16 protein-coding genes are annotated in these 19,633 nt (G+C 73.1%); 9 read left to right on the top strand and 7 right to left on the bottom strand.

What is annotated here, in order from left to right:
* Positions 1 to 7 precede the first annotated feature (7 nt).
* The 5 genes from BXA11_RS02960 to BXA11_RS02940 are packed head-to-tail and all read left to right on the top strand — an operon-like array spanning position 8 to position 4,477.
* Positions 8 to 964 carry a DUF389 domain-containing protein gene (locus BXA11_RS02960; RefSeq protein WP_030508365.1) on the top strand — a complete coding sequence of 319 codons (957 nt, stop codon included), beginning with the start codon at positions 8 to 10 and terminating at the stop codon, positions 962 to 964.
* Positions 965 to 1,021: 57 nt separating this feature from the next.
* A complete protein-coding gene (locus BXA11_RS02955) occupies positions 1,022 to 1,948 on the top strand; it encodes an ABC transporter ATP-binding protein (protein ID WP_030508364.1) in 927 nt (308 codons plus the stop codon).
* On the top strand, positions 1,945 to 2,811 hold the full coding sequence (locus tag BXA11_RS02950; RefSeq protein WP_076432536.1) for an ABC transporter permease: 867 nt from the start codon (positions 1,945 to 1,947) through the stop codon (positions 2,809 to 2,811). Before BXA11_RS02955 ends, BXA11_RS02950 begins: the two co-directional genes overlap by 4 nt.
* Positions 2,808 to 3,764, top strand: coding sequence for an ABC transporter ATP-binding protein (locus BXA11_RS02945; RefSeq protein WP_231513907.1), 957 nt, complete (start codon positions 2,808 to 2,810; stop codon positions 3,762 to 3,764). Before BXA11_RS02950 ends, BXA11_RS02945 begins: the two co-directional genes overlap by 4 nt.
* Entirely contained in the window at positions 3,761 to 4,477 is a 717-nt protein-coding gene (locus BXA11_RS02940; protein ID WP_030508361.1) for an ABC transporter permease subunit, read from the top strand. Before BXA11_RS02945 ends, BXA11_RS02940 begins: the two co-directional genes overlap by 4 nt.
* On the opposite strand, the gene BXA11_RS02935 is transcribed toward BXA11_RS02940, so the two are convergent.
* Both BXA11_RS02935 and BXA11_RS02930 read right to left on the bottom strand, forming a co-directional pair.
* Entirely contained in the window at positions 4,474 to 5,442 is a 969-nt protein-coding gene (locus BXA11_RS02935) for an alpha/beta hydrolase (protein WP_076432534.1), read from the bottom strand. The genes BXA11_RS02940 and BXA11_RS02935 overlap by 4 nt on opposite strands.
* A 45-nt stretch (positions 5,443 to 5,487) precedes the next feature.
* Positions 5,488 to 5,805: a putative quinol monooxygenase gene (locus tag BXA11_RS02930; protein WP_030508359.1), complete on the bottom strand. Its 318-nt coding sequence runs from the start codon at positions 5,803 to 5,805 to the stop codon at positions 5,488 to 5,490.
* Between the two features lie 147 nt (positions 5,806 to 5,952).
* On the opposite strand from BXA11_RS02930, the gene BXA11_RS02925 reads away from it, so the two are divergent.
* A complete protein-coding gene (locus BXA11_RS02925; protein ID WP_076432532.1) occupies positions 5,953 to 6,858 on the top strand; it encodes an AraC family transcriptional regulator in 906 nt (301 codons plus the stop codon).
* Between the two features lie 110 nt (positions 6,859 to 6,968).
* Here the strand turns inward: BXA11_RS02925 and BXA11_RS02920 are convergent, their stop codons facing one another.
* The 5 genes from BXA11_RS02920 to rplM all read right to left on the bottom strand — a co-directional run bounded on the left by BXA11_RS02920 (position 6,969) and on the right by rplM (position 13,287).
* Positions 6,969 to 7,856: an alpha/beta hydrolase family protein gene (locus BXA11_RS02920; RefSeq protein WP_030508357.1), complete on the bottom strand. Its 888-nt coding sequence runs from the start codon at positions 7,854 to 7,856 to the stop codon at positions 6,969 to 6,971.
* A gap of 138 nt (positions 7,857 to 7,994) precedes the next feature.
* Positions 7,995 to 10,802, bottom strand: coding sequence for a helix-turn-helix transcriptional regulator (locus tag BXA11_RS02915; RefSeq protein ID WP_076432530.1), 2,808 nt, complete (start codon positions 10,800 to 10,802; stop codon positions 7,995 to 7,997).
* A gap of 104 nt (positions 10,803 to 10,906) precedes the next feature.
* A complete protein-coding gene (gene glmM / locus BXA11_RS02910; protein WP_076432528.1) occupies positions 10,907 to 12,292 on the bottom strand; it encodes a phosphoglucosamine mutase in 1,386 nt (461 codons plus the stop codon).
* Positions 12,292 to 12,813 carry a 30S ribosomal protein S9 gene (gene rpsI / locus BXA11_RS02905; RefSeq protein WP_076432526.1) on the bottom strand — a complete coding sequence of 174 codons (522 nt, stop codon included), beginning with the start codon at positions 12,811 to 12,813 and terminating at the stop codon, positions 12,292 to 12,294. The genes glmM and rpsI overlap by 1 nt, the downstream gene beginning before the upstream one ends.
* A 30-nt stretch (positions 12,814 to 12,843) precedes the next feature.
* A complete protein-coding gene (gene rplM / locus BXA11_RS02900; RefSeq protein ID WP_030508353.1) occupies positions 12,844 to 13,287 on the bottom strand; it encodes a 50S ribosomal protein L13 in 444 nt (147 codons plus the stop codon).
* A 337-nt stretch (positions 13,288 to 13,624) separates the two neighbouring features.
* On the opposite strand from rplM, the gene BXA11_RS02895 reads away from it, so the two are divergent.
* From BXA11_RS02895 to BXA11_RS02885, 3 genes are all read left to right on the top strand, one after another.
* Positions 13,625 to 14,350 (top strand): CAP domain-containing protein, encoded by a 726-nt coding sequence (locus BXA11_RS02895; RefSeq protein ID WP_076432524.1) that lies wholly within the window; start codon positions 13,625 to 13,627, stop codon positions 14,348 to 14,350.
* A 41-nt stretch (positions 14,351 to 14,391) separates the two neighbouring features.
* Positions 14,392 to 15,615 (top strand): hypothetical protein, encoded by a 1,224-nt coding sequence (locus tag BXA11_RS02890; protein ID WP_143734052.1) that lies wholly within the window; start codon positions 14,392 to 14,394, stop codon positions 15,613 to 15,615.
* A 106-nt stretch (positions 15,616 to 15,721) separates the two neighbouring features.
* A complete protein-coding gene (locus BXA11_RS02885; protein ID WP_083743913.1) occupies positions 15,722 to 19,564 on the top strand; it encodes a hypothetical protein in 3,843 nt (1,280 codons plus the stop codon).
* Positions 19,565 to 19,633 lie beyond the last annotated feature (69 nt).

The following is a 19,633-nucleotide window of genomic DNA, read 5'->3' as shown; positions in this document are numbered from 1 at the left end:
TGCGGCCGTGCTGCATCTGCGGGTCATCGCCCCGTTCCAGCGGACCGAGCAGGTCGTCGAGGTCTTCGACCGTACGCCGGGGGTCACGAACGTCGTGCTCCTGCCCAAGGCGGCCAGGAAGCCGGAGGGCGACGTCGTGCTCGCCGACGTCGCCAGGGAGGCGGCCAACACGGTCATCGACCGGCTCAAGGCGCTCGGCCTGGAGCGGGACGGCTCGATCACGGCCGAGGACATCGAGCTGTCGATCTCCCGGGGCGCCGCCGAAGCGGAGGAGCGGGCGCCCGGCGAGGGCGACGACGCGGTCGTGTGGGACCAATTCGAACAGCGTGTGGCCCTCGACAGCCGCATCACATGGGCGTTCCTTGCGTTCCTCGCCATCGCCACGCAGATCGCCGCGATCGGCGTGCTCATCCCCTCGCAGATCCTGATCGTCGGCGCGATGGTCCTCGGGCCGGAGTTCGGCGCGGTGGCGGCCGTCTCGTTCGGCCTGCTCCGCCGCAGGTGGCGACTCGTCGGCGGCGCGGCCCGCACGCTCGCCCTGGGTTTCGCGGCCGCGATCGCCGTCACCCTGGCCTGCGCCCTCGTCTCGCGCGGCCTCGGCTGGATCTCCCCCGACAGCCTGCGGCACCACGACGAGGTGCGCTTCATCGTGACGCCCGACCGGTGGTCGTTCATCGTGGCGCTGCTCGCGGGCGCGGCGGGGGTGCTGTCGATCACGGCGGGCAAGTCCTCCGCGCTGGTCGGCGTCTTCATCTCCGTCACCACCGTCCCCGCGGCCGGCTACATGGCCCTGGCCCTGGCGCTGTGGCGCTGGGACGAGGTCGGCGGCTCCGCGCTGCAGCTTCTCGTCAACATCGCCGGGATGGTCGTCGCCGGCACGCTGACGCTGTTCCTCCAGCGCGCGCTGTGGTCCCGCTACAGCGGCGGTCGGGGGAAGGGCGCGAAAGGCATACCTGAGGCGTAGGCGGGTTCCTCCATCAGGCGGAGGCCCGGCGAACGCCCCGCCCAGTAGGGTCGGGTCATGACAGCGAGCGCGACCCCATGCTTCGCGACCGAGGGGCTGACCAAGCGCTTCCCCCGCGTCACGGCGCTCGACGACCTCACGGTCACCGCCGGAACCGGCGTGACCGGCCTGGTGGGCGCCAACGGCGCGGGCAAGTCGACGCTGATCAAGATCCTGCTCGGCCTGCTCCCCCCGACCTCCGGGCGTGCCTCGGTGCTCGGCTACGACACGGCCACCCAGGGCCTGGAGATCCGGCGCGCCGTCGGCTACATGCCCGAGCACGACTGCCTGCCCCCGGACATGTCCGCGACCGAGTTCGTGGTGCACATGGCCCAGATGTCCGGGCTGCCGCGTACGGCCGCCCGCGAGCGCGCCGCCGACACCCTGCGCCACGTCGGGCTGGACGAGGAGCGCTACCGCCCGATGGGCGGCTACTCCACCGGCATGCGGCAGCGGGTCAAGCTCGCCCAGGCCCTCGTCCACGACCCGAAACTGGTCTTCCTCGACGAGCCGACCAACGGGCTCGACCCGCAGGGCCGCGACGACATGCTCGCGCTGATCCGGCGCGTCGGCACCGAGTTCGGCATCAGCGTGCTGGTCACCTCCCACCTGCTCGGCGAGCTGGAGCGGGTGTGCGACCACGTCATCGTCATCGACGGCGGGCGGCTGCTGCGCTCCTCGGCGATCCGGGAGTTCACCCGGGCCGAGCAGACCATCGCGGTGGAGGTCGAGGAGGGGCAGCAGCGGCTGGCCGAGCGTCTGACCGCCGGCGGCGAGACGGTCGCGGCGCAGGGCAGGCTGCTCACGGTCCAGGTGTCCGCGGACGACCCCGGCCGCACCTACGACGCCGTACGCGACGCCGTATGCGACCTCGGCCTCGGCCTCCTGCGGCTGGAGCAGCGCCGGGGCCGCATCGAGGATGTGTTCAAGGAGCCGGTGGCATGACGACAGAGCCGACCGCGGTCATCCACGACATCGGATACCGCCACTACGACGGCGTACGGCTGGGGCGCGGCCGGGCGACGCTCGCCCTCGGCGTGCAGAGCCTGCGCGGCGTGTTCGGGCTCGGCCGCACGGTCCGCGCCAAGATCATGCCGCTGCTGCTGGCCGCGATCATGCTGATGCCGACGGTCGTGTCGATCGGCGTGATGGCGCTCGCCAAGCAGTTCGTCATCCCCTATCCGAACTACGCCGTCATCATGCAGGCGGTGATCGCGGTCTTCCTGGCCGCCCAGTCGCCGTACCTGGTCGCGCCGGACCTGCGCTTCCGCGTGCTGCCGCTGTATCTGTCCCGCCCGCTGACCGTGACCGACTACGTCCTGGCGAAGCTGGCCGCTCTGGCGGTCGCGCTGTTCGGGCTGCTGGCCGTGCCGCTGACGATCGAGTATGTCGGCGAGCTCCTGGTCGACCTGCCCGGGCCGCCGCACACCGCCGACTATTTCGGTGCCCTGGGCGGCGCGGTCCTCCACGCGGTGCTGCTGTCCTCCGTGGGCATCGCCCTGGCGTCGTTCACCCCGCGCCGCGGTCTCGGCGTCGCGTCGGTGATCGCCTTCTACATGTTCACCGCCGCCGTCTCCGGCATCTTCACCGGCGTGCTGATCTCGTCGGGACGCGACGATCTCGCCGGGTGGGCCCTGCTTCTCAACCCGTTCTTCCTCGTCGACTACGCCCAGTCGACCCTGTTCGGCACCGCGCCCGTCAACATCGAGGCCGCTCCGCCCGGCGTCGCGTCCTGCCTGATCCTGCTGGCCGTCGTCGCCCTGGCCGTGACGGGCGTTCTCCTGCGCTACCGGAAGGCGGCGTCGTGACCACCACCACAAGCTCCCCCGTGACCACCCGCCGGGGCGTGGTCGAACTCGCCCAGGTGTCCCGCTGGTACGGCAACGTCGTGGCGGTCAACGACGTCACGATGACCATCGGGCCCGGCGTCACCGGCCTGCTCGGGCCGAACGGCGCGGGCAAGTCGACGCTGCTGCACATGATGGCCGGGTTCCTCGCGCCGTCCAGCGGCACGGCGACCCTCGACGGCGGGCGTATCTGGCACAACCACGAGATCTACCGGCAGATCGGCCTGGTCCCCGAGAAGGAGGCCGTCTACGGCTTCCTCACGGGATGGCAGTTCGTGCTGTCGTCGGCCCGGCTGCACGGCCTGCCCTCGCCCGCCGACGCGGCCCGGCGGGCCCTCGACCTGGTGGAGATGACGGACGCCTCCGGCCGCCGCATCGAGACGTACTCCAAGGGCATGCGGCAGCGCGTCAAGGTCGCCGCCGCCCTCGTCCACGACCCCCAGGTGCTGCTCCTGGACGAGCCGTTCAACGGCATGGACCCCCGGCAGCGCCTCCACCTCATGGACCTCGTGCGCCGCATGGGCGAGGAGGGCCGGACGATCCTGTTCAGCTCGCACATCCTCGAAGAGGTCGAGCGGGTGGCCCACCACATCGAGGTCCTGGTCGCGGGACGGCACGCCGCGTCGGGCGACTACCGCGAGATCCGGCGCCGCATGGCCGACCGGCCGCACCTGTTCCGGGTCAGGTCGAGCGACGACCGGCGCCTGGCCGCCGCGCTCATCGGCGACCCCTCCTCCAGCGCGGTCTCGCTGACCGAGCAGGGCGTCGAGGTCCAGGTGACCGACCACGCGCGCTTCACCGCGCTGCTGCCGCGGATGGCGCGCGACCTCGCCGTGCACCTGTGGCAGGTCTCCCCCACCGACGAGGACCTGGAAAGCGTCTTCTCCTACCTCATCTCCGGGAGCTCGCGATGAACACGGTGGTGGCGGACATCACCTACCGGGCCATGCTCGGACGCAAGCGGATCTGGCTGCTGGTCCTGCTGCCGGTGGCGCTGGTCGCGCTCGCCGCGCTGCTCAGGCTGGTCAACGGCCAGGACGAGCAGACGGCCGTGCTGCTGATGAAGAGCTTCGCGATCGGCACGATGCTGCCGCTGCTCGGCCTGATCGCCGGGACGGGCGTGATCGCGCCGGAGATCGAGGACGGCACGATCATCCACCTGCTGGCCAAGCCGATCTCGCGCCCGATCATCGCGGTGACGAAGTTCGTGGTCGCGGCCTCCCTCGTCGCGGTGCTCGCGGCCGTCTCGACCTACGCCGCCGCCTACCTCCTGGCCGGCTCGGAGTCGGGCGTCGCGACCGGCTTCACCCTCGGGGCGCTGTTCGGCGGCGTCGCGTACGCCGCGGTGTTCCTGCTGCTGGGTGTGCTCACCCGCCACGCGGTCGCGGTCGGCGTCATCTACGCCCTCGTATGGGAGGGCGTGGTCGGCGGTTACGTGCCCGGCGCGCGGAAGTTCTCCATACAGCAGTGGGCCCAGTCGCTCGCCGACCACGTCTCCTCCTCGCCCTTCTTCTCCACCGAGGTGACGCTCGGCTTCGCCATACCGGCGATGGTCATCGTCACCATCGGCGCGGTCGTCTGGACCGGCCAGCGCCTGCGCTCCCTCTCCCTGACCGGCGACGACTAGCTCTCCTCTGCCGGACGATCCGCTCGCAGGACCCGGGCGAGCCACTCGGTGCGCGTCCTGCGGGCGGTGGCCGAGATCCGCGCCTGCGGATACAGGGCGTCGAATCCGTGGAAACCGCCCGCCCAGACGTGCAGTTCGGCCTGGCCCCCGGCCGCCCAGATGCGGGTGGCGTAGTCGGCGTCCTCGTCGCGGAAGACCTCGGCGGACCCGGTGTCGATGTAGGTGGCCGGCAGGCCCGACAGGTCGTCCGCCAGCGCGGGCGAGACGTACGGGGGCACCTCGTCGCCGGTGAGGCCGCCGAGGACGGAGCTCCATCCGAACTCGTTCATCTCCCGGGTCCAGACGCCGGGCCCGCCGGAGAACTGGCGGCTCGACGTGCTGGTGTTGCGGTAGTCGAGCATGGGGCAGATCAGCATCTGCGCGGCGATCGGCGGTGTGCAGCGGTCGCGGGCCAGCAGGGCGACGCCGGCGGCGAGGCCGCCGCCCGCGCTGGCGCCCGCGACGACGATCCTGGCGGGATCGACGCCGAGTTCCGCGGCGTGTTCGGCGACCCAGAGCAGGCCCTGGTAGCAGTCGTCGACCAGGGCGGTGCCGGTGGACTCCGGTGCGAGCCGATACTCGACGGAGACCACGACCGCGCCGAACCGGTCGAGCCACTCCAGCGGGATGTCGATCTGGGAGAAGCGGTCGCCCATGACCATTCCGCCCCCGTGCATCCAGTAGACACAGGGCGCGGCGGTGGCGTTCTCGGGAGTGAAGATCGAAAGGGGGATCGGGGCGCCGTCCGTGGCGGGCACGGTGACCTCGCGCCGGTCGGCCTGCCGGTGGGCGAGGAGGGAGTCGACTGGTGTCGACGGGAGCCGGCGCAGGTGCGCGAGCACTTCCGGGTCGAGCTGCGGCATGAGGGGCATGCCGGCCAGCAGCTCACGCAGTTCGGGGTCCAGGGCGGGTCGTGCGGGGGTCATGGTCGCTGCCTTTCGCAAGGGAGGGTCTTTGGGTGGTGGGCGGGGTCAGAAGGCGGCCTTGCCGCGCACCGGGACGTGGTCGGCATACTCGGACTCCTTGGCCAGCAGCCCGCCGATCCGCGCCACGATGGCCTGGGCGGCCTCGCCCGCGAAGACCCGGTGGTGGTCCTCCTCGCTGGTCCAGCCCTCGATGACGTGGACGACGTCGGGGTCGGACGCGGAACGGGAGACCAGATAGACGACGCAGTGCTCGCTCGCGGCGGGGCTGCCCTCGTCCAGGCCGGTCAGCAGCACGTCGACCAGCCGATCGCCCATTCCGGGCCTGGCGGTCAGGGTCGCGGCGAAGCCGTGGTTGACGGTCATGGATTCCCTCTTCTTCTTCGCTGGTGGAGTGAGGTGATTCCATTGAATCGCTTTGACCTGCGTAAACGTTAGAACGATGCTCGCCGCTATTTGCACGATCCTCTCGTGCCGGGGAAACCGGGCCGGAATTCGTGCTGCAATGGCCACATGTGCCTCGAAGAGCTCCGCGCCCTGCTGGCGCGGCATGCCCGGCCCGACGGGACCACCGCCATCGACGGCGTGCTCGTCTCGAAGGTCGATCGGTCGGATCCGCCGGCGCCCTCGATGTCCGGCACCGTGCTGGCGGTCATCGCCCAGGGCGCCAAGCGCCTCGCGCTCGGCGACCGGATCTTCGAGTACGGCGCCGGGCAGTATCTGGTCGCCTCGGTCGACCTGCCGGTCACCGGGCAGTTCACCCAGGCGGACCCCGAGCGGCCGGCGCTGGGCTTCGGTCTCGTCCTGGAGCCGTCCGCCGTCGCCGAGTTGCTGCTGCGGGCCGCGCCCGGAGACACTCCCCCCACGAGCGGAGGCGCGGCGCCGGGGATCGTCGTCACCGACGCTCCGGCGCCGCTGCTCGACGCGGTGGTCCGGCTGCTGCGCCTGCTCGACGAGCCCCGCGACCGGGCCGTGCTGGCCCCGCTGGTCAAACGCGAGATCCTGTGGCGCCTGATCACGGGCGAGCAGGGCGCCACGGTTCGCCAGCTCGGCCTCGCCGACAGCGGCCTCAGCCACATCTCCAGGGCCGTGCGCTGGATCCGCGAGCACTACGCGCGGCCCTTCCGCGTCGAGGACCTCGCACGGTTGTCCGGCATGAGCGTCTCCGCCTTCTACCGCAACTTCCACGCGGTGACCGCGATGAGCCCCATCCAGTTCCAGAAGCAGATCCGGCTGCAGGAGGCCCGGCTGCAGCTCGCCACCCACCCGGGCGACGTCATCGGAGTCGGCCACCGCGTCGGCTATGACAACCCGTCACAGTTCAGCCGGGAATACCGCCGCCAGTTCGGCGTGCCGCCGAGCCAGGACGCCGCCCGCCTGCGTCAGGGCGTCCGCGGCCCCGCTGGGGTCCTCTCCTGAGCCCGGCACCTCGGCCTCCTGGGCGTCATGCCGCCGGATGGTCCGTGCCCGGACAACGGCGTACGGACGGCCGCCGTGGACCGGGCGGCCGTCTGTACGCCGATGAGAGGTCAGAACGGGCAGGTGCTGCGGTATTCCTCGACGGTCAGACCGCGGTCGGGGCCGGGGCAGAGGAACCCGTCATAACGGGTGTCGTCGTCGATGAACCGCTTCATCCAGGCCACGGCGTACTTGCCGATGGTGGTGTTGGTCGTGTTCGGCGCGAAGTGGGTGGCGTTGTTCAGTTCCAGGTACGCCTTGTCGAGCGACGAGGGCAGGCTCGTGTAGAAGGGCACCGCGTGCGAGGCGACCGGCGCGACTGTGTCGTTGTCCGCACCGATGATCAGCGTGGGGGTCCGCACGCCCGACCAGGTCTTGTCGAGGTTCCACGGCGTCAGCGGGACCGCGGCCCGCAGGGACGGCCGGTCGTCGACGGCCTCCAGCGTGCCGCCGCCGCCCATCGAGTGGCCCATGACGCCGAGCCTGGTCGCGTCCACCCGGCCGCGGACCGAGCTGCGCTGGGTCAGGTAGTCGAGGGCGGCCAGCAACTGCCGGCCCCGGCTGTCGGGCTGGTCGAGCCGCGTCAGCGTGTCGATGTTGAACACCACGAATCCGTGCGAGGCGAGCCGGGCGGCCAGCCACGCGAGGCTCGACTTGTCGGCCGTGTAACCGGGGGCGATGGCCACCCCGCCGAACGTCCCCTCGGACGTGGTGGCCGGGTAGTAGATGGTCCCGCCGCCGAAGCCGCTCACCAGCAGCGACGACACGTCGACCTGCGCGGTCGCGTACGGCCCGCGCGACGCCTCCAGCAGCGCGTCGGTGGGGTCGGGGCCGTGTACGGCGGCGTGGGCGGCGGGAGCGGCGAGGCCGCCGGCCAGTGCGAGCAGCACGACGAGCGCCAGCGTCGTGACCGCGGAGGACAGGCGTCGCAGGAGTGGGGTTGGGGGGTGTGTCGGCACGTCAGTGCACTCCTCGGGGGTAGGAGTGGGAACGACCACACGGGCCGGTTCCCGCGAACGGTTTGACCGCCGTCACTGTCGCGCGGTCGCAGCCGTACGCGCATCGGTGAAATCACCGGTGCCCCCGACTCGTCTGCCTCAGGACAGGAGGCGGGTCAGTTCGACCCGGGAGCGCACGCCGAGCATGGCGAAGATGTTCCTCAGGTGGTGCTCCACCGTGCGCGGGCTGATGAACAGCCGGGCCGCCACCTCGCGGTTCGTCGCGCCCTCCGCCACCAGGGCGGCGATCTGGAACTGCTGCGCCGTGAGCAGCCGGCCGGCCTCGGAGCGGGAACCCGAGGGCCGCACCGACTCCCCGGCCGCGCGCAACTCCGCGCGGGCGTGCTCGCTCCACAGGCGGGCGCCGTACCGCTCGAACGTCTCCAGGGCGCCGTGCAGGTGCTCGCGAGCCGCGCCGGGGCGGCGCGACCGCCGGAGTATGCCGCCGTACAGCAGCCGCGTGCGCGCGGTCTCGAACGCGCACGCCCCCTGACGGTGCAGCTCAAGCGCCTCGGCGAAGCGCTCCGCCGCCTCGGCCGGGGGCGCGAGCAGCGCGTGGCACCGCGCCGCCAGCGCCAGCCGGTCGGGGTCGCGGGTGCTGTCGGCCCAGCGGTCCAGCACGACCAGCGCGTCCTTCGCCTGCGCGATGTCCCCGGTGCGTACGGCGCTCTCGACGAGCAGCGGCGTCGCCATCACCCGCACGACGAGGGGATCTCCGGTGCGGGCCACCGCGCGCAGCCGGTTCACGGCGTCGCCGTGACGGTTCGCCGCGACGTCCAGATGGGCCAGGGCCAGCGTGCCGAGCGCCTCGGCCACGCTGACGCCGTGGGCGGCGGCCAGCTCGACGGCCCGCGCCGCCCGCAGGACGCAGGTCTCCTCGTCGCCCGCGACGGCGGCGGTGAACGCGAGCCAGGCGAGATGCTGCGCGCCGCTGGTGGCCCGGCCCGTCTCCTGCGCCAGGCGCAGGCCGTCCATGGCGTTGGCCGCCACCGCGTCGTAACGGCCGCTCCAGAGTTGGGCCTGGATCAGGATCTCCAGCATCTGCGGCATGCTGGCGACCGCGCCGTGGGCACGCGCCATCTCGACCGCCCGCGACGCCAGCGTGAGCGCCTCGGCGCCGTTGCCGAGCAGGAGGTTCGCGACGCCGCCCCACACGAGCGTCGAGGGGCTGCCGGCCGAGGGCGGCGCCATCACCCCGGTGGCGACCCGGCGCAGCGAGGCGGTCGCCTCACGGTGCCGTCCCCGGAAGGTGGCGGCCATGCCCGCGAGATACTCCAGCGCCAGGCGCGTGACGTGGTCGTCGCCGGGCCGCCGCAGGGTCTCGGCCCGCCGCGCGATCGCCAGGAACCGGCGATTGTCCCCCGCCAGGTAGCTCGCCTCCCCCGCCCGGACGAGCGCGCGCACGGCCTGCTCGCGATCGGTGCGCAGCAGCCGCTCCGCGGCGGCGAGCAGCGTGTCGCAGGCGCTGCCGGTCGTGCCGGCGCGCAACTCCAGGCTGCCCCTGACGAGCTCGGCGCGCCCGCGCACCTCGACGCCGGCCGCGAGCGTGTCGATCCGGGACAGCAGCGACCTCGCCCGCTGCGGCTGCCCCGCCTGCCAGGCGTGCCGGGCGGCGGCGGCCAGCCGTGCGGCCTTGGCCTCGCCCTGCCCGGTGAGCTCGGCCGCCCGTTCGAGGACGCGGAACGGCTCGGGGAAGGCCGCCGCCGCCCTCGGCGTCGCCGCGAGCGCGCGTACGAGTTCTTCGGCCAGTTGGCCGGGGGGCCCGTCGAGGGCGGCGGCGCGGTGCCAGGCCCGCCGCAGCCGCTGGTGCTCCCCGCCGGAGACCCCGTCGAGAAGGCTCGCCAGCAGGCGGTGGGCGGCCCGCCGCCGGGCAAGGGACGCCTCGGCGTACGCCACGTGCCGCAGGATCGGGTCGGCGAGGTCGAAGCCGCCGCCCGGCGATTCGACGACGACGCCCGCGTTCTCCGCCGCCTCAAGGGGCGCCAGGCCGGACCGCGCCTCCGCCGCGCGCACCAGCGTGACCGCGTCGATGCCGGGGTCGGCCGCGATCAGCAGGACGAGGTCGGCGGTGTCGGCGGGCAGGCCGCGGAGCCGGTCGGCATACGCCCGCCACAGCCGCCCACCGCGCGGCGGCGTCTCGGGCGGCGGCGCCGAGCCCTTGTGGTGCGCGTCCGTCAGCGCGCCGGCGAGTTCGGCCAGCGCGAGCGGGTTGCCGCGGGCCGCGCGGACCAGCGCCGCGCGCAGGTCACCCGCGAGACCTGCGGGGACGAGGTCGTCGAGCACCTGAAGGGACGCCCGCTCGTCGAGCGGGGCGAGCGGCAGCGGCGGCAGGCCGCCGGAGGCCGTGCCGGGCTCCGCGGAGGCGAGCAGCACGGCGACGGGGACCGTGACCGCTCGGTGGGCCACGAAACAGATCGCCTCCCGGCTGGGGGCGTCGAGCCACTGGAGGTCGTCGGCGCACACCAGCACCGGACGCCCGGCGGTCTGCAGGAGCCGCAGCAGCGCGGCGGGCAGCGCCAGGCCCTCCGCGGCGACGCCGGTCCGCAGCGCCTCGGCGAGCATCCGCGACCCCGCCGCCGCCGGATCGGCGTGCGGCCCCGCGCCGGCCGCCTCCAGCCGGTCGGCGAGCGGGCGGAGCAGGGCGTGCAGCCCGGCGTACGGCAGGTGGGTCTCGCCCCTGACCCCCTGGGTGCGGAGCACGAGGAACCCTTGATCGTCCGATGCGCCGGCGGCCGCGTGCGCGACGGCGAGGTCGAGCAACGCGGTCTTGCCCGCACCCGGACCGCCGAGGAGGAGCAGGCACCCGCCCGCACCGGCCCCGGCCTGGTCGACGAGCGCGCACAGCGCGTGCGACTCCTTGTCACGACCCCTTAACGCCCCCGACCGACCACCAGTCAAATCACACATAAACCAGTGTTACGCGCACATTTCGCAATTGAGAAGGTCCTCCAATAAGGAACCCCGCCGGGCACGTGCCCGGCGGGGTCCTCAGGAGTGGTGACGCGGGGGCGTCAGGCGCAGACGGTGCGGACGACGTCCGCGAGGCGGTCCGCCACGGCCTTGGCCTGGTCGTGCGACTCGGCCTCGACCATGACCCGGATCATCGGCTCGGTGCCGCTCGGACGGATCAGCACGCGGCCGGTCTCCCCGAGCTCGTCCTCCGCCTCGGCCACGGCCGCCCGCAGTTCGGGGGCGGAGGCCTTCGCCTTCACCACGTCCCTGACGTTGACGAGCACCTGCGGCAGCTTCGTCATCACCGACGCGAGGTCGGCGAGGGAACGGCCCTGCCGGGCCACCTCGGCCATCAGGTGGAGCGAGGTCAGCAGGCCGTCCCCGGTCGTGGCGTAATCCAGCATGATCACGTGACCGGACTGCTCGCCGCCGAGGGTGTAGCCGCCGTCCTGCATCGCCTCCAGGACGTACCGGTCGCCGACCGCGGTCTCCACCACGGACAGGCCGGCCTCCCGAAGGGCGAGCTTGAACCCCAGGTTGGACATGACCGTCGCGACGACCGTGTCCTTGGCGAGGCGGCCGTCGGCCTGCATCGACAGGGCCAGGATCGCCATGATCTGGTCGCCGTCGATCTCCTCGCCCGTGCCGGTGACGGCGAGGCAGCGGTCGGCGTCGCCGTCGTAGGCGATGCCGAGGTCGGCGCCGCTTCCGACGACGGCCTCCCGCAGGGCGGCCAGGTGGGTCGAGCCCACGCCGTCGTTGATGTTCAACCCGTCCGGGGCGGCGCCGATGGTCTCCACGGCGGCGCCGGCGCGCAGCAGCGCCTCCGGAGCGACCATGTGCGCCGCGCCGTGCGCGCAGTCGACGACGACCCGCAGCCCGTCGAGGCTGTGGGGCAGGGTGGTCAGCAGATGCGAGACGTATCGATCGGCCTCGCCGTACGCCTCGCGGACCCGGCCGACGGACTCGCCGACCGGACGGTTCCACTTCTCCCCGAGCCGCTGCTCGATCTCGTTCTCCACCGCGTCGGGCAGCTTGTAGCCGCCACGGGTGAAGAACTTGATGCCGTTGTCGGGTGCGGGGTTGTGCGACGCGGAGAGCATGACGCCGAGGTCGGCGCCCAGCGCGTTGGTCAGATACGCGACCGCGGGGGTGGGCAGCACGCCGAGCCGCAGGACGTCCACACCAGACGACGCGAGGCCGGCGACCACGGCGGCCTCCAGGAACTCTCCTGAAGCTCGCGGGTCCCGGCCTACGACGGCGATCGGGCGGCCGCGCCGCCCGACACTGGCGTGGAACGCCCCGGCGTCGCCGAGCACGTGCGCGGCGGCCACGGACAGGTCCATGGCCAGCTCCGCGGTGAGGTCGCGTCCGGCGACCCCACGTACCCCGTCGGTGCCGAAGAGGCGCCCCCGGGAGGGGGCGCCTACGGGGTTCCGCGACATTAACGCTTGCTGTACTGCGGAGCCTTGCGGGCCTTCTTGAGGCCGTACTTCTTCCGCTCCGTGGCGCGGGCGTCACGGGTGAGGAAGCCGGCCTTCTTCAGCGGCGGGCGGTTGACCTCGGCGTCCAGAGCGGCGAGCGCGCGGGACAGGCCCATGCGCAGCGCACCGGCCTGGCCGGTCACGCCGCCGCCGTCGATGCGGGCGATGACGTCGAACGCGTCCTCGGCGCCGAGCACGACGAACGGCTCACTGATCAGCTGCTGGTGGACCTTGTTCGGGAAGTAGCTCTCCAGCGAGCGGCCGTTGATCGTCCACTTGCCGGTGCCCGGCACGATGCGGACACGGGCGATGGCCTCCTTGCGGCGGCCGGTGCCGTACGAGTTGCCCGTGGTGACGGGCTTGCGCGCGGCGCCCTCGCCGGCGGGAGCCGACTCGGTGGTGTACTCGGAGGGGAACTCCTCCGCGGTGTAGTCTTCCGGCTCGCCCTCGACGAGCGTCTCGATACCGGTGGGCTCGGCCACGGTTCTCCTCTTAACTTTCCTGGCTCGCGATTACTGGGCGATCTGGGTGATCTGGAAGGGCACCGGCTGCTGGGCCTGGTGCGGGTGCTCGCCGCCGGCGTACACCTTGAGCTTCTTGGCCATCTTCCGGCCCAGGGCGTTCTTGGGAAGCATGCCGCGGACGGCCTTCTCCACAGCCCGGTCCGGACGCTTCTCCATGAGCTCGCCGTAGGAGACGGCGCGCAGACCGCCGGGGTAACCCGAGTGGCGGTACGCCTTCTTCTGCTCGAGCTTGTTGCCGCTCAGGGCGATCTTGTCGGCGTTGATGACGATGACGAAGTCACCCGTGTCGACATGCGGAGCGAAGATCGGCTTGTGCTTCCCGCGGAGCAGGGTCGCCACCTGGCTGGCCAGCCGGCCGAGTACGACGTCGGTCGCGTCGATGACGTACCACTGACGTTCGACGTCGTTGGGCTTCGGTGAGAACGTGCGCACGGCAGTGCCTTCTGTCGGAATGTGAACTCTCGGTAGGTTGCGCAGGCACGGCGACAACCTCCGTCTCCACATGTACGGGAGAAGACGCCGGACGCGCCGTGCACCGGTCTGCGGACAGACCGATCCACACACAACGAACTAGCAGACTACCGACCCGATGCCGCCTGGTCAAAACAGCGAGAGGCGCGGGTGTTTGGAACGACTCATTTGAACGTTCATCAAATCCATACCCATTCGCCCCTTCTTCCCCATGGCGTGTATCCCTATATTTGACTGCGGTATGTGGCAGACCCCTCACAAAAAACACACCTTCCGTGGCCCCCTACGGGGGACTCAGATGGGTCTGCTGGCGTGCGCGATGGCCATCCTGCTCACCGGCGTCGTAATCGGCAGGATGAGCGCCAGATCGAGCGTGGTCGACGGCGTCTATCTGCGCGAGGCCGAGCCGTCCCCGTCGTCGAGCGTGATGGCGGCGGGCGCGGAGCCGCGCGACCGGCCCACCCTCGACCACGTGCTGGGCACCGTGGCTCCGGTCACCCCCCGGCAGGTGCCGCAGCGCCGCCCCCGCAAGGAGAAGCCGCCCTCCACGCTGATCGACGGCTCCGACAGCGGCTCGCGGCACACCGTCATCACTCCCGGAGGGGACGGCGGCGGCGACGAGTACGACGCCGACTCGATGCGGGCCGCCTCGATGGAGGCCGAGGTCGTGCGCCTGGTCAACGCCGAGCGCCGCAGGCACGGCTGCCGGCCGCTGCGCGTGGACCCGCGCCTGGTGGAGTCCGCCCGCGCGCACTCGGACGAGATGGCGTCGAGCAGGCTGTTCCGGCACAGCTCCCCCGGCGGCGCCTCTCCCTGGGACCGCATGGGCGCGGCGGGCTACTCCGAGGGCGGTGCCGAGACGATCGCGAGGGGCTATCAGACCGCCCAGACGGTCGTACGCGGCTGGATGGCCGGGCGCAGCGACCGCGCCACGCTGCTCAACTGCGGCCTGGTCGCGACCGGGGTCGGAGTGAGCATGGGCGAGGGCGGTCCGTGGTGGACCGAGGACTTCGGGTATTCCTGACCCTTCCTCATCTGTCCAGATAGCCGACTAATCTCAGCGCCATGGGTTATCCCGGCGACCAGCAACCACCGCATCATCCCCCGGATCCCCGCAGGCGGGACCTGCCGCCGTACTCCGGGGGGGACGACTCGCCCCTCGCCGGCCGTCGCGACGTGCCTCCCTACGGCGGGGGGCAGCCGCCGTACCAGCGCGAGCCGTCACCGTACGCCCGCGAGCAATCGCCGTATGAGCGCTCGCCGTACGAACGCTCGCCGCATGAGCGCCCGCCGTACGAGCCCGAGCAGGCGCCGTCCCAGGCCTACCAGCAGCAGGCCTACCAGCAGCAGCCCGAGCAGCCGCCGTACACCGGGCGCGGGCCCTTCGAGCAGGACGGCCCCCGCGGTGCGGAGGAGCTCGCCTCCGGCCCGTACGGGGCCCCCTCCGGCGCGTACGCGGCCTCCTCGGGCGGCCAGGCGGGCGGCGACTGGGATGCGCGGCGGCGGCAGCCGGCGGCGCCGCGGGTGCCTGCGCCGCCGGAGCCCGTGTGGGATCCGGACGCGAAGGGCCCCTGGTGGCGTCGCCCCTGGGCGCTCGGCCTCGCCCTGCTGCTCCTGATCGGGGCGCTGTTCACCGGTCTGTGGTACGCCGCGCGCACCGAGAAGCCGCCGGTCGCCGCCCCGACACCCAGCGGCCGCCCCTCGGAACCGCTCGTCTCCGAGGGGCCCCCCGGCAAGTTCGGCTACACCGCCTCACGGACGACCGACAAAAGCCCGCTGTCGCTGCGAGAACTGTTCGCGAAGAGCAAATTCGTCAAGAACAAGCGTTCATACGTCCGCACCGCGTACCGCAAGGAGAAAAAGTGCGCGGACGGCGTCACCGGCGACAAAATCACCAAGGCGCTCAAGGCGGGCGGGTGCACGCAACTGCTGCGGGCGAGCTTCGCGGACTCCAAGGGCACGGTCATCGGCACCGTGGGTGTCGCCAACCTCAAGACCTCCGCCACGGCGAAGAAGGTCGCCTCCGCGGGAGGCGGCGGCGAGCGCAAGGACTACCTCAAGCCGCTGCCGGGCAAGGACGAGGCCACCAAGCACCTCGGCACCGGTGAGGCGTACGCGGGCGGCTGGACCCACGGCCACTACGCGGTGCTGCTCTGGTTCCAGTTCAAGGATGGCCACAAACCAGCCAAGAACGAGCTGAAACGGCTCTACCAGACAGCGGTGGACGTCACCGACGCGACTGTTTTCCCTGCCCTCGACACTCGTTCTTTGAACGGTGGCCCCAGATGAGGCCGGCCGTTCCCTGAGGTGGAGGACGGTGGGCGACCTGGGGCGGCACGGACCGAAACGCCCATAGGGGCACGCCGATCGCGCCCGCGCCGTTACGCTTCCGGCTATGCGTGGCAAGGATTCCGGTTCCGAGCACGAACACGAAACGGCGTGGGCCCGCCCCGAGGCGGACGCCGAGGGCTCGGCGACACCTCCGACGCCACCTCCGAGCTTCGGCCAGACCCCGCCCGGGTTCGGTCAGCCCCCGGCGGACGACGGGACGGCCTGGGCTCCGGACGCCGCGGGTGCGGCGGACCGGTCTCCGGCCGTGCCCTACCCGACCAGGTTCGGGCTGCCCGGCGGTCTCGGGGCGCAGGAACCCCCCGACGACGACCCGGAGAGCACGAACAGGTTCAGAGCCGTTCCGGCGTACGGCCCTCCGCCCACCGCCCCTGGAACACCGGGGGCACCGGGCGCACCGGGAGACGCCGGGATGCCCGGCGATGCCGGCATGCCGGGGGACGCCGGAGCATCCGGGGACCACGGGGTATCGGGGGACCACGGGGTATCGGGGGACGCCGGGAACCTTCCCGCGCCGCGCCGCCCCGGCGACGAGGCCCTCGGCCTGCCCGGCCCCGGCGAGCCGCATCCCGGCGCCGGTCACGAAGCCGGTCATGGGGCCGGTCATGGGGCCGGTCATGGGGCCGGTCCCGGCATCGTGCCTCCGCAGCCCGCGTACGGCGCCGGCACGCCCACCTGGCAGCAGCCGGAGGGCCAGGGCATCCACTCGTGGCAGCCGCCGGGCCCAGGCGACTGGCAACAGCCCGGCCACGGCGCCCAGGGACATCCCGGGTATGGCCCGCCCGCCTGGCAGCCCCCGGCTCCGGTCACGCCTCCATGGCAGCCTCCGGCGGAACACGCCGCTCATCCCCAGCCGCCCGCGCCGGGCCCGGGCGGGCCCTCGTGGCAGCCGGAGAGCCAGGGCGTCCACTCGTGGCAGCCTCCGGCCGACCCGAACGCCGCGCACTGGGAGCACCCGCACCAGCCCCCGCAGCACCCGCAGCACCCGGACGGGCCCTCGTGGCAGCCCGAGGGCCAGGGCGTCCACACGTGGCAGCCTCCAGCCGACCCGAACGCCGCACGCTGGGAGCACCCGCAGGGCCCTGACGCGCCGCCCTGGCAACCCGTGCAGAACGCGGGCGGCCCGGCGTACCCGCCGGTTCCCCCGCCCCCGGGCCCGCAGCAGCCCGTCCACGGCCCCGGGACGCACGCATGGCAGCCGCCCGCGCAGGGGCCCAACCCGGCGTGGCAGCCACCGGCCGATCCGGGAGCGCAGCCCTGGCCTCCGCAGGGTCCGGGAACGCAAGCCTGGGAGCCGCCCCCGGGCTCGGCCCCGCAGCCGTGGCAGCAGGAGCCGCCCTCGGCGGGCGGGGGAGGTCCGCAGATGTGGCCGGCCCCCGTCGGCGATCCCGGCGCGCAGCCCGGTCCTCAAGCCGGTCCCCAACCCGGTCCTCAAGCCGGCGCGCAGCCCGGCGGCGTCACCTCCTGGCCCTACTCCGGCAACGAGTCGCAGTGGCCGCAGGGATCCCCCCAGGCCGGGACGGGTGACACCGTCCCCGCACCCTGGACGGCCCCGCCGGGCGGCGCACCGGCCGGGCCCGGCGCCTTCGGCGCGTCCCCCTCGCCCTACGACGACGGATCTCAGGGCGGGGCGTGGCAGGGCCCGGCCGGGTCCCCCGCCTGGTCGCAGCCCGGCGGCCCGCCTCCGGCACCGGCCGCGTACGGGCCGGATCAGCAGAACGCCGGTGGTCCCTGGGCCGCCCAGCCCGGCGAGACGGCGCCCGGCGTGCCGACGTTCGGCGAGTGGGGGCCCGCCCCCGCCCCGGGGCAGCCGTCCGGCGGGGAGGCCTGGTCCCAGGCCCCGGCGCCCCACCAGGGGTATCCACCCGCCGCCCCGCCTCAGTACGGGCCCCAGAACGTGCCGCAGTACGGGCCGCAGAACGGGCCCCAGTACATGCCGCAGCCCGGCCAGGACTTCGCGCCCGCGCATCCGGAGGCGTACCGGCAGGGAGCCGTGCCCCCGGAGGCGATCCGCCCCGGGGAGCCCGGAGACGTGCCCGTGTGGCCGCCGCGGCTGCCGGGCGAGCCATACCCGCAGGGGGAGCTGCCCGCAGGCACCTCCTGGCCCCCCACGAACGCCTATCAGGACGAGCCCGGCACCCTGCAGGCGTCCGAGGGCCCGTCCGGCGACAGGGCGGGCACGGGCGGGCCAGGCGGCACGTCCGGCGACGCGCTCAATCCCACCGGCACGCCCGAGCACCCCACCGCATCCGACGACCCCACCGTGCCGGGCCAACTCACCGCGCCCGACGACCCCGCCGCGCTCGGCCACGTCGCCGTGCCACAGCACACCGGCGCACCCGGGGACGCGCCGCGTCACGCCGGCATGCCTGCCGGCGGCGGCTCGCCCGCCGGAGGACCGGGACAGCCGGACGCCCTCGCATCGGGCGGTTCCGGGCAAGACGCTCCGGCGTCGTATCCCGCCGCACCGGATCAGACGGATCAGACCGTGCCGGGTCAGGCAGGGCCGGGTCACGCAGGGCCGGGTCAGGCAGGGCCGCCCGAGGGCTTCGGAGCCGAGATCGCCCATGCGGTGACCCCCGTCGAGGGGCTCCCGCTGCCCGGCACACCGTACGAGCCCGGCCAGGCCCTCACGCATTCAGAACAGAGCACTCCGCACAGCGAACCGCAGCACCCGGCCCACGACAGGACCACGCAGCCGCTGCTCCCGCCGCAGCACGAGGAGCCGTTCCGACCGCCCACGCAGACATCGATCGCGCCTGGTCAGGCGCAGGACAGCGCACCGTACGGGACACCACTGGGGAGACAGGACGAGGCGCAGGGTCAGACCGCGTCTCCGTCACCGTCCCAGTCGCCGTCCGCGGCGTCCCCCTCGGATGTCCCGCCATCCGCCGCGCCCCCGGGTGCGGCGCCATCCGACACGCCGCCACCGGGCCCGTCCGCGAGCGACGGCGCCACCGGGGCGGACTCCCCCGACCCCAGTTCAGGACAGATGGCGACAACCTCTCCCACGACCGGTTCGCCCTCGCAGCCGACCGGTGAGACTCCGTTCGCGTTCACGCCGGTGACCCCGGCCAAGGCGGGCAAGCCGACGCCTCCACCCGGATTCGGGCCCGATCTCTCCACCCCCGGCAACCTCCCGGCGAGGCTGGACCCCGCCGGCTCTCCCCCCTCCGGCGGAAAGGTCAAGCGGATCCTGATGGCCGCCGGCGCGGTCGTCGTCGTGGGAGCCATCGGCACCGCGGCCTACTTCGCCTACTCGGGCGAGCCGGACGGCGACCAGGCCGCCCGTACGCCGACCGCCACCACCGCCGCCCCGCCCCCCTCCGACGAGCCGACGCCGACCTCCACGGTCTCCTCGGCCATCCTCGACTCCGAGCAGACCGACCCCAAGACCCTGAAGCCGACAGAGGCGTTCCCGGACGAGAAGGTGACGCTGGCGGGCCGGACGTACCGCCGGGTCACGGTCGACGTGGCCGACGACTGCGGGAAGGCGGCGGTGGGCGCGTTCGCGCAGGCCCTCGCCGAGCAGCAGTGCCGCAGGGTGCTCAGGGCCACCTACGTGGACGGCAAGCGCCAGTACGCGGTGACCGCGGGCATCGCCGTGCTGCCCGGCAAGACCGAGGCCCTCGCCGTGGACCAGGCCAAGGATCTCGGCACGAACGTCTGGTTCCGCGGCCTCGACGGCGACAAGAAGAGCCGGGCGGACAAGGTGACGATCTCCGGCGGCTACGCCGCGGGCATGGTGTGGGGACGCTACATCGTGTTCAGCTACGCCACCTACGCCGACGGGCACACCCCGGACGCGAACGACAAGAACCTCGCGCCGATCAGCGGGGCCTTCCGGGACAACATGGCGAAGGTGATCGAGAAGCGCGCCTCACGCTGACGTCCCGGCGCGTGGCCTCCCGTCCGTACGGGGGTCACGCGCCGCGGGCGGCTCCGGCGACCTCCACGA

This window comes from Microbispora rosea, from assembly GCF_900156315.1.
GTDB classification, from domain to species: Bacteria; Actinomycetota; Actinomycetes; order Streptosporangiales; family Streptosporangiaceae; genus Microbispora; species Microbispora rosea.
This window is presented reverse-complemented; position numbering and strand designations above follow the sequence as displayed.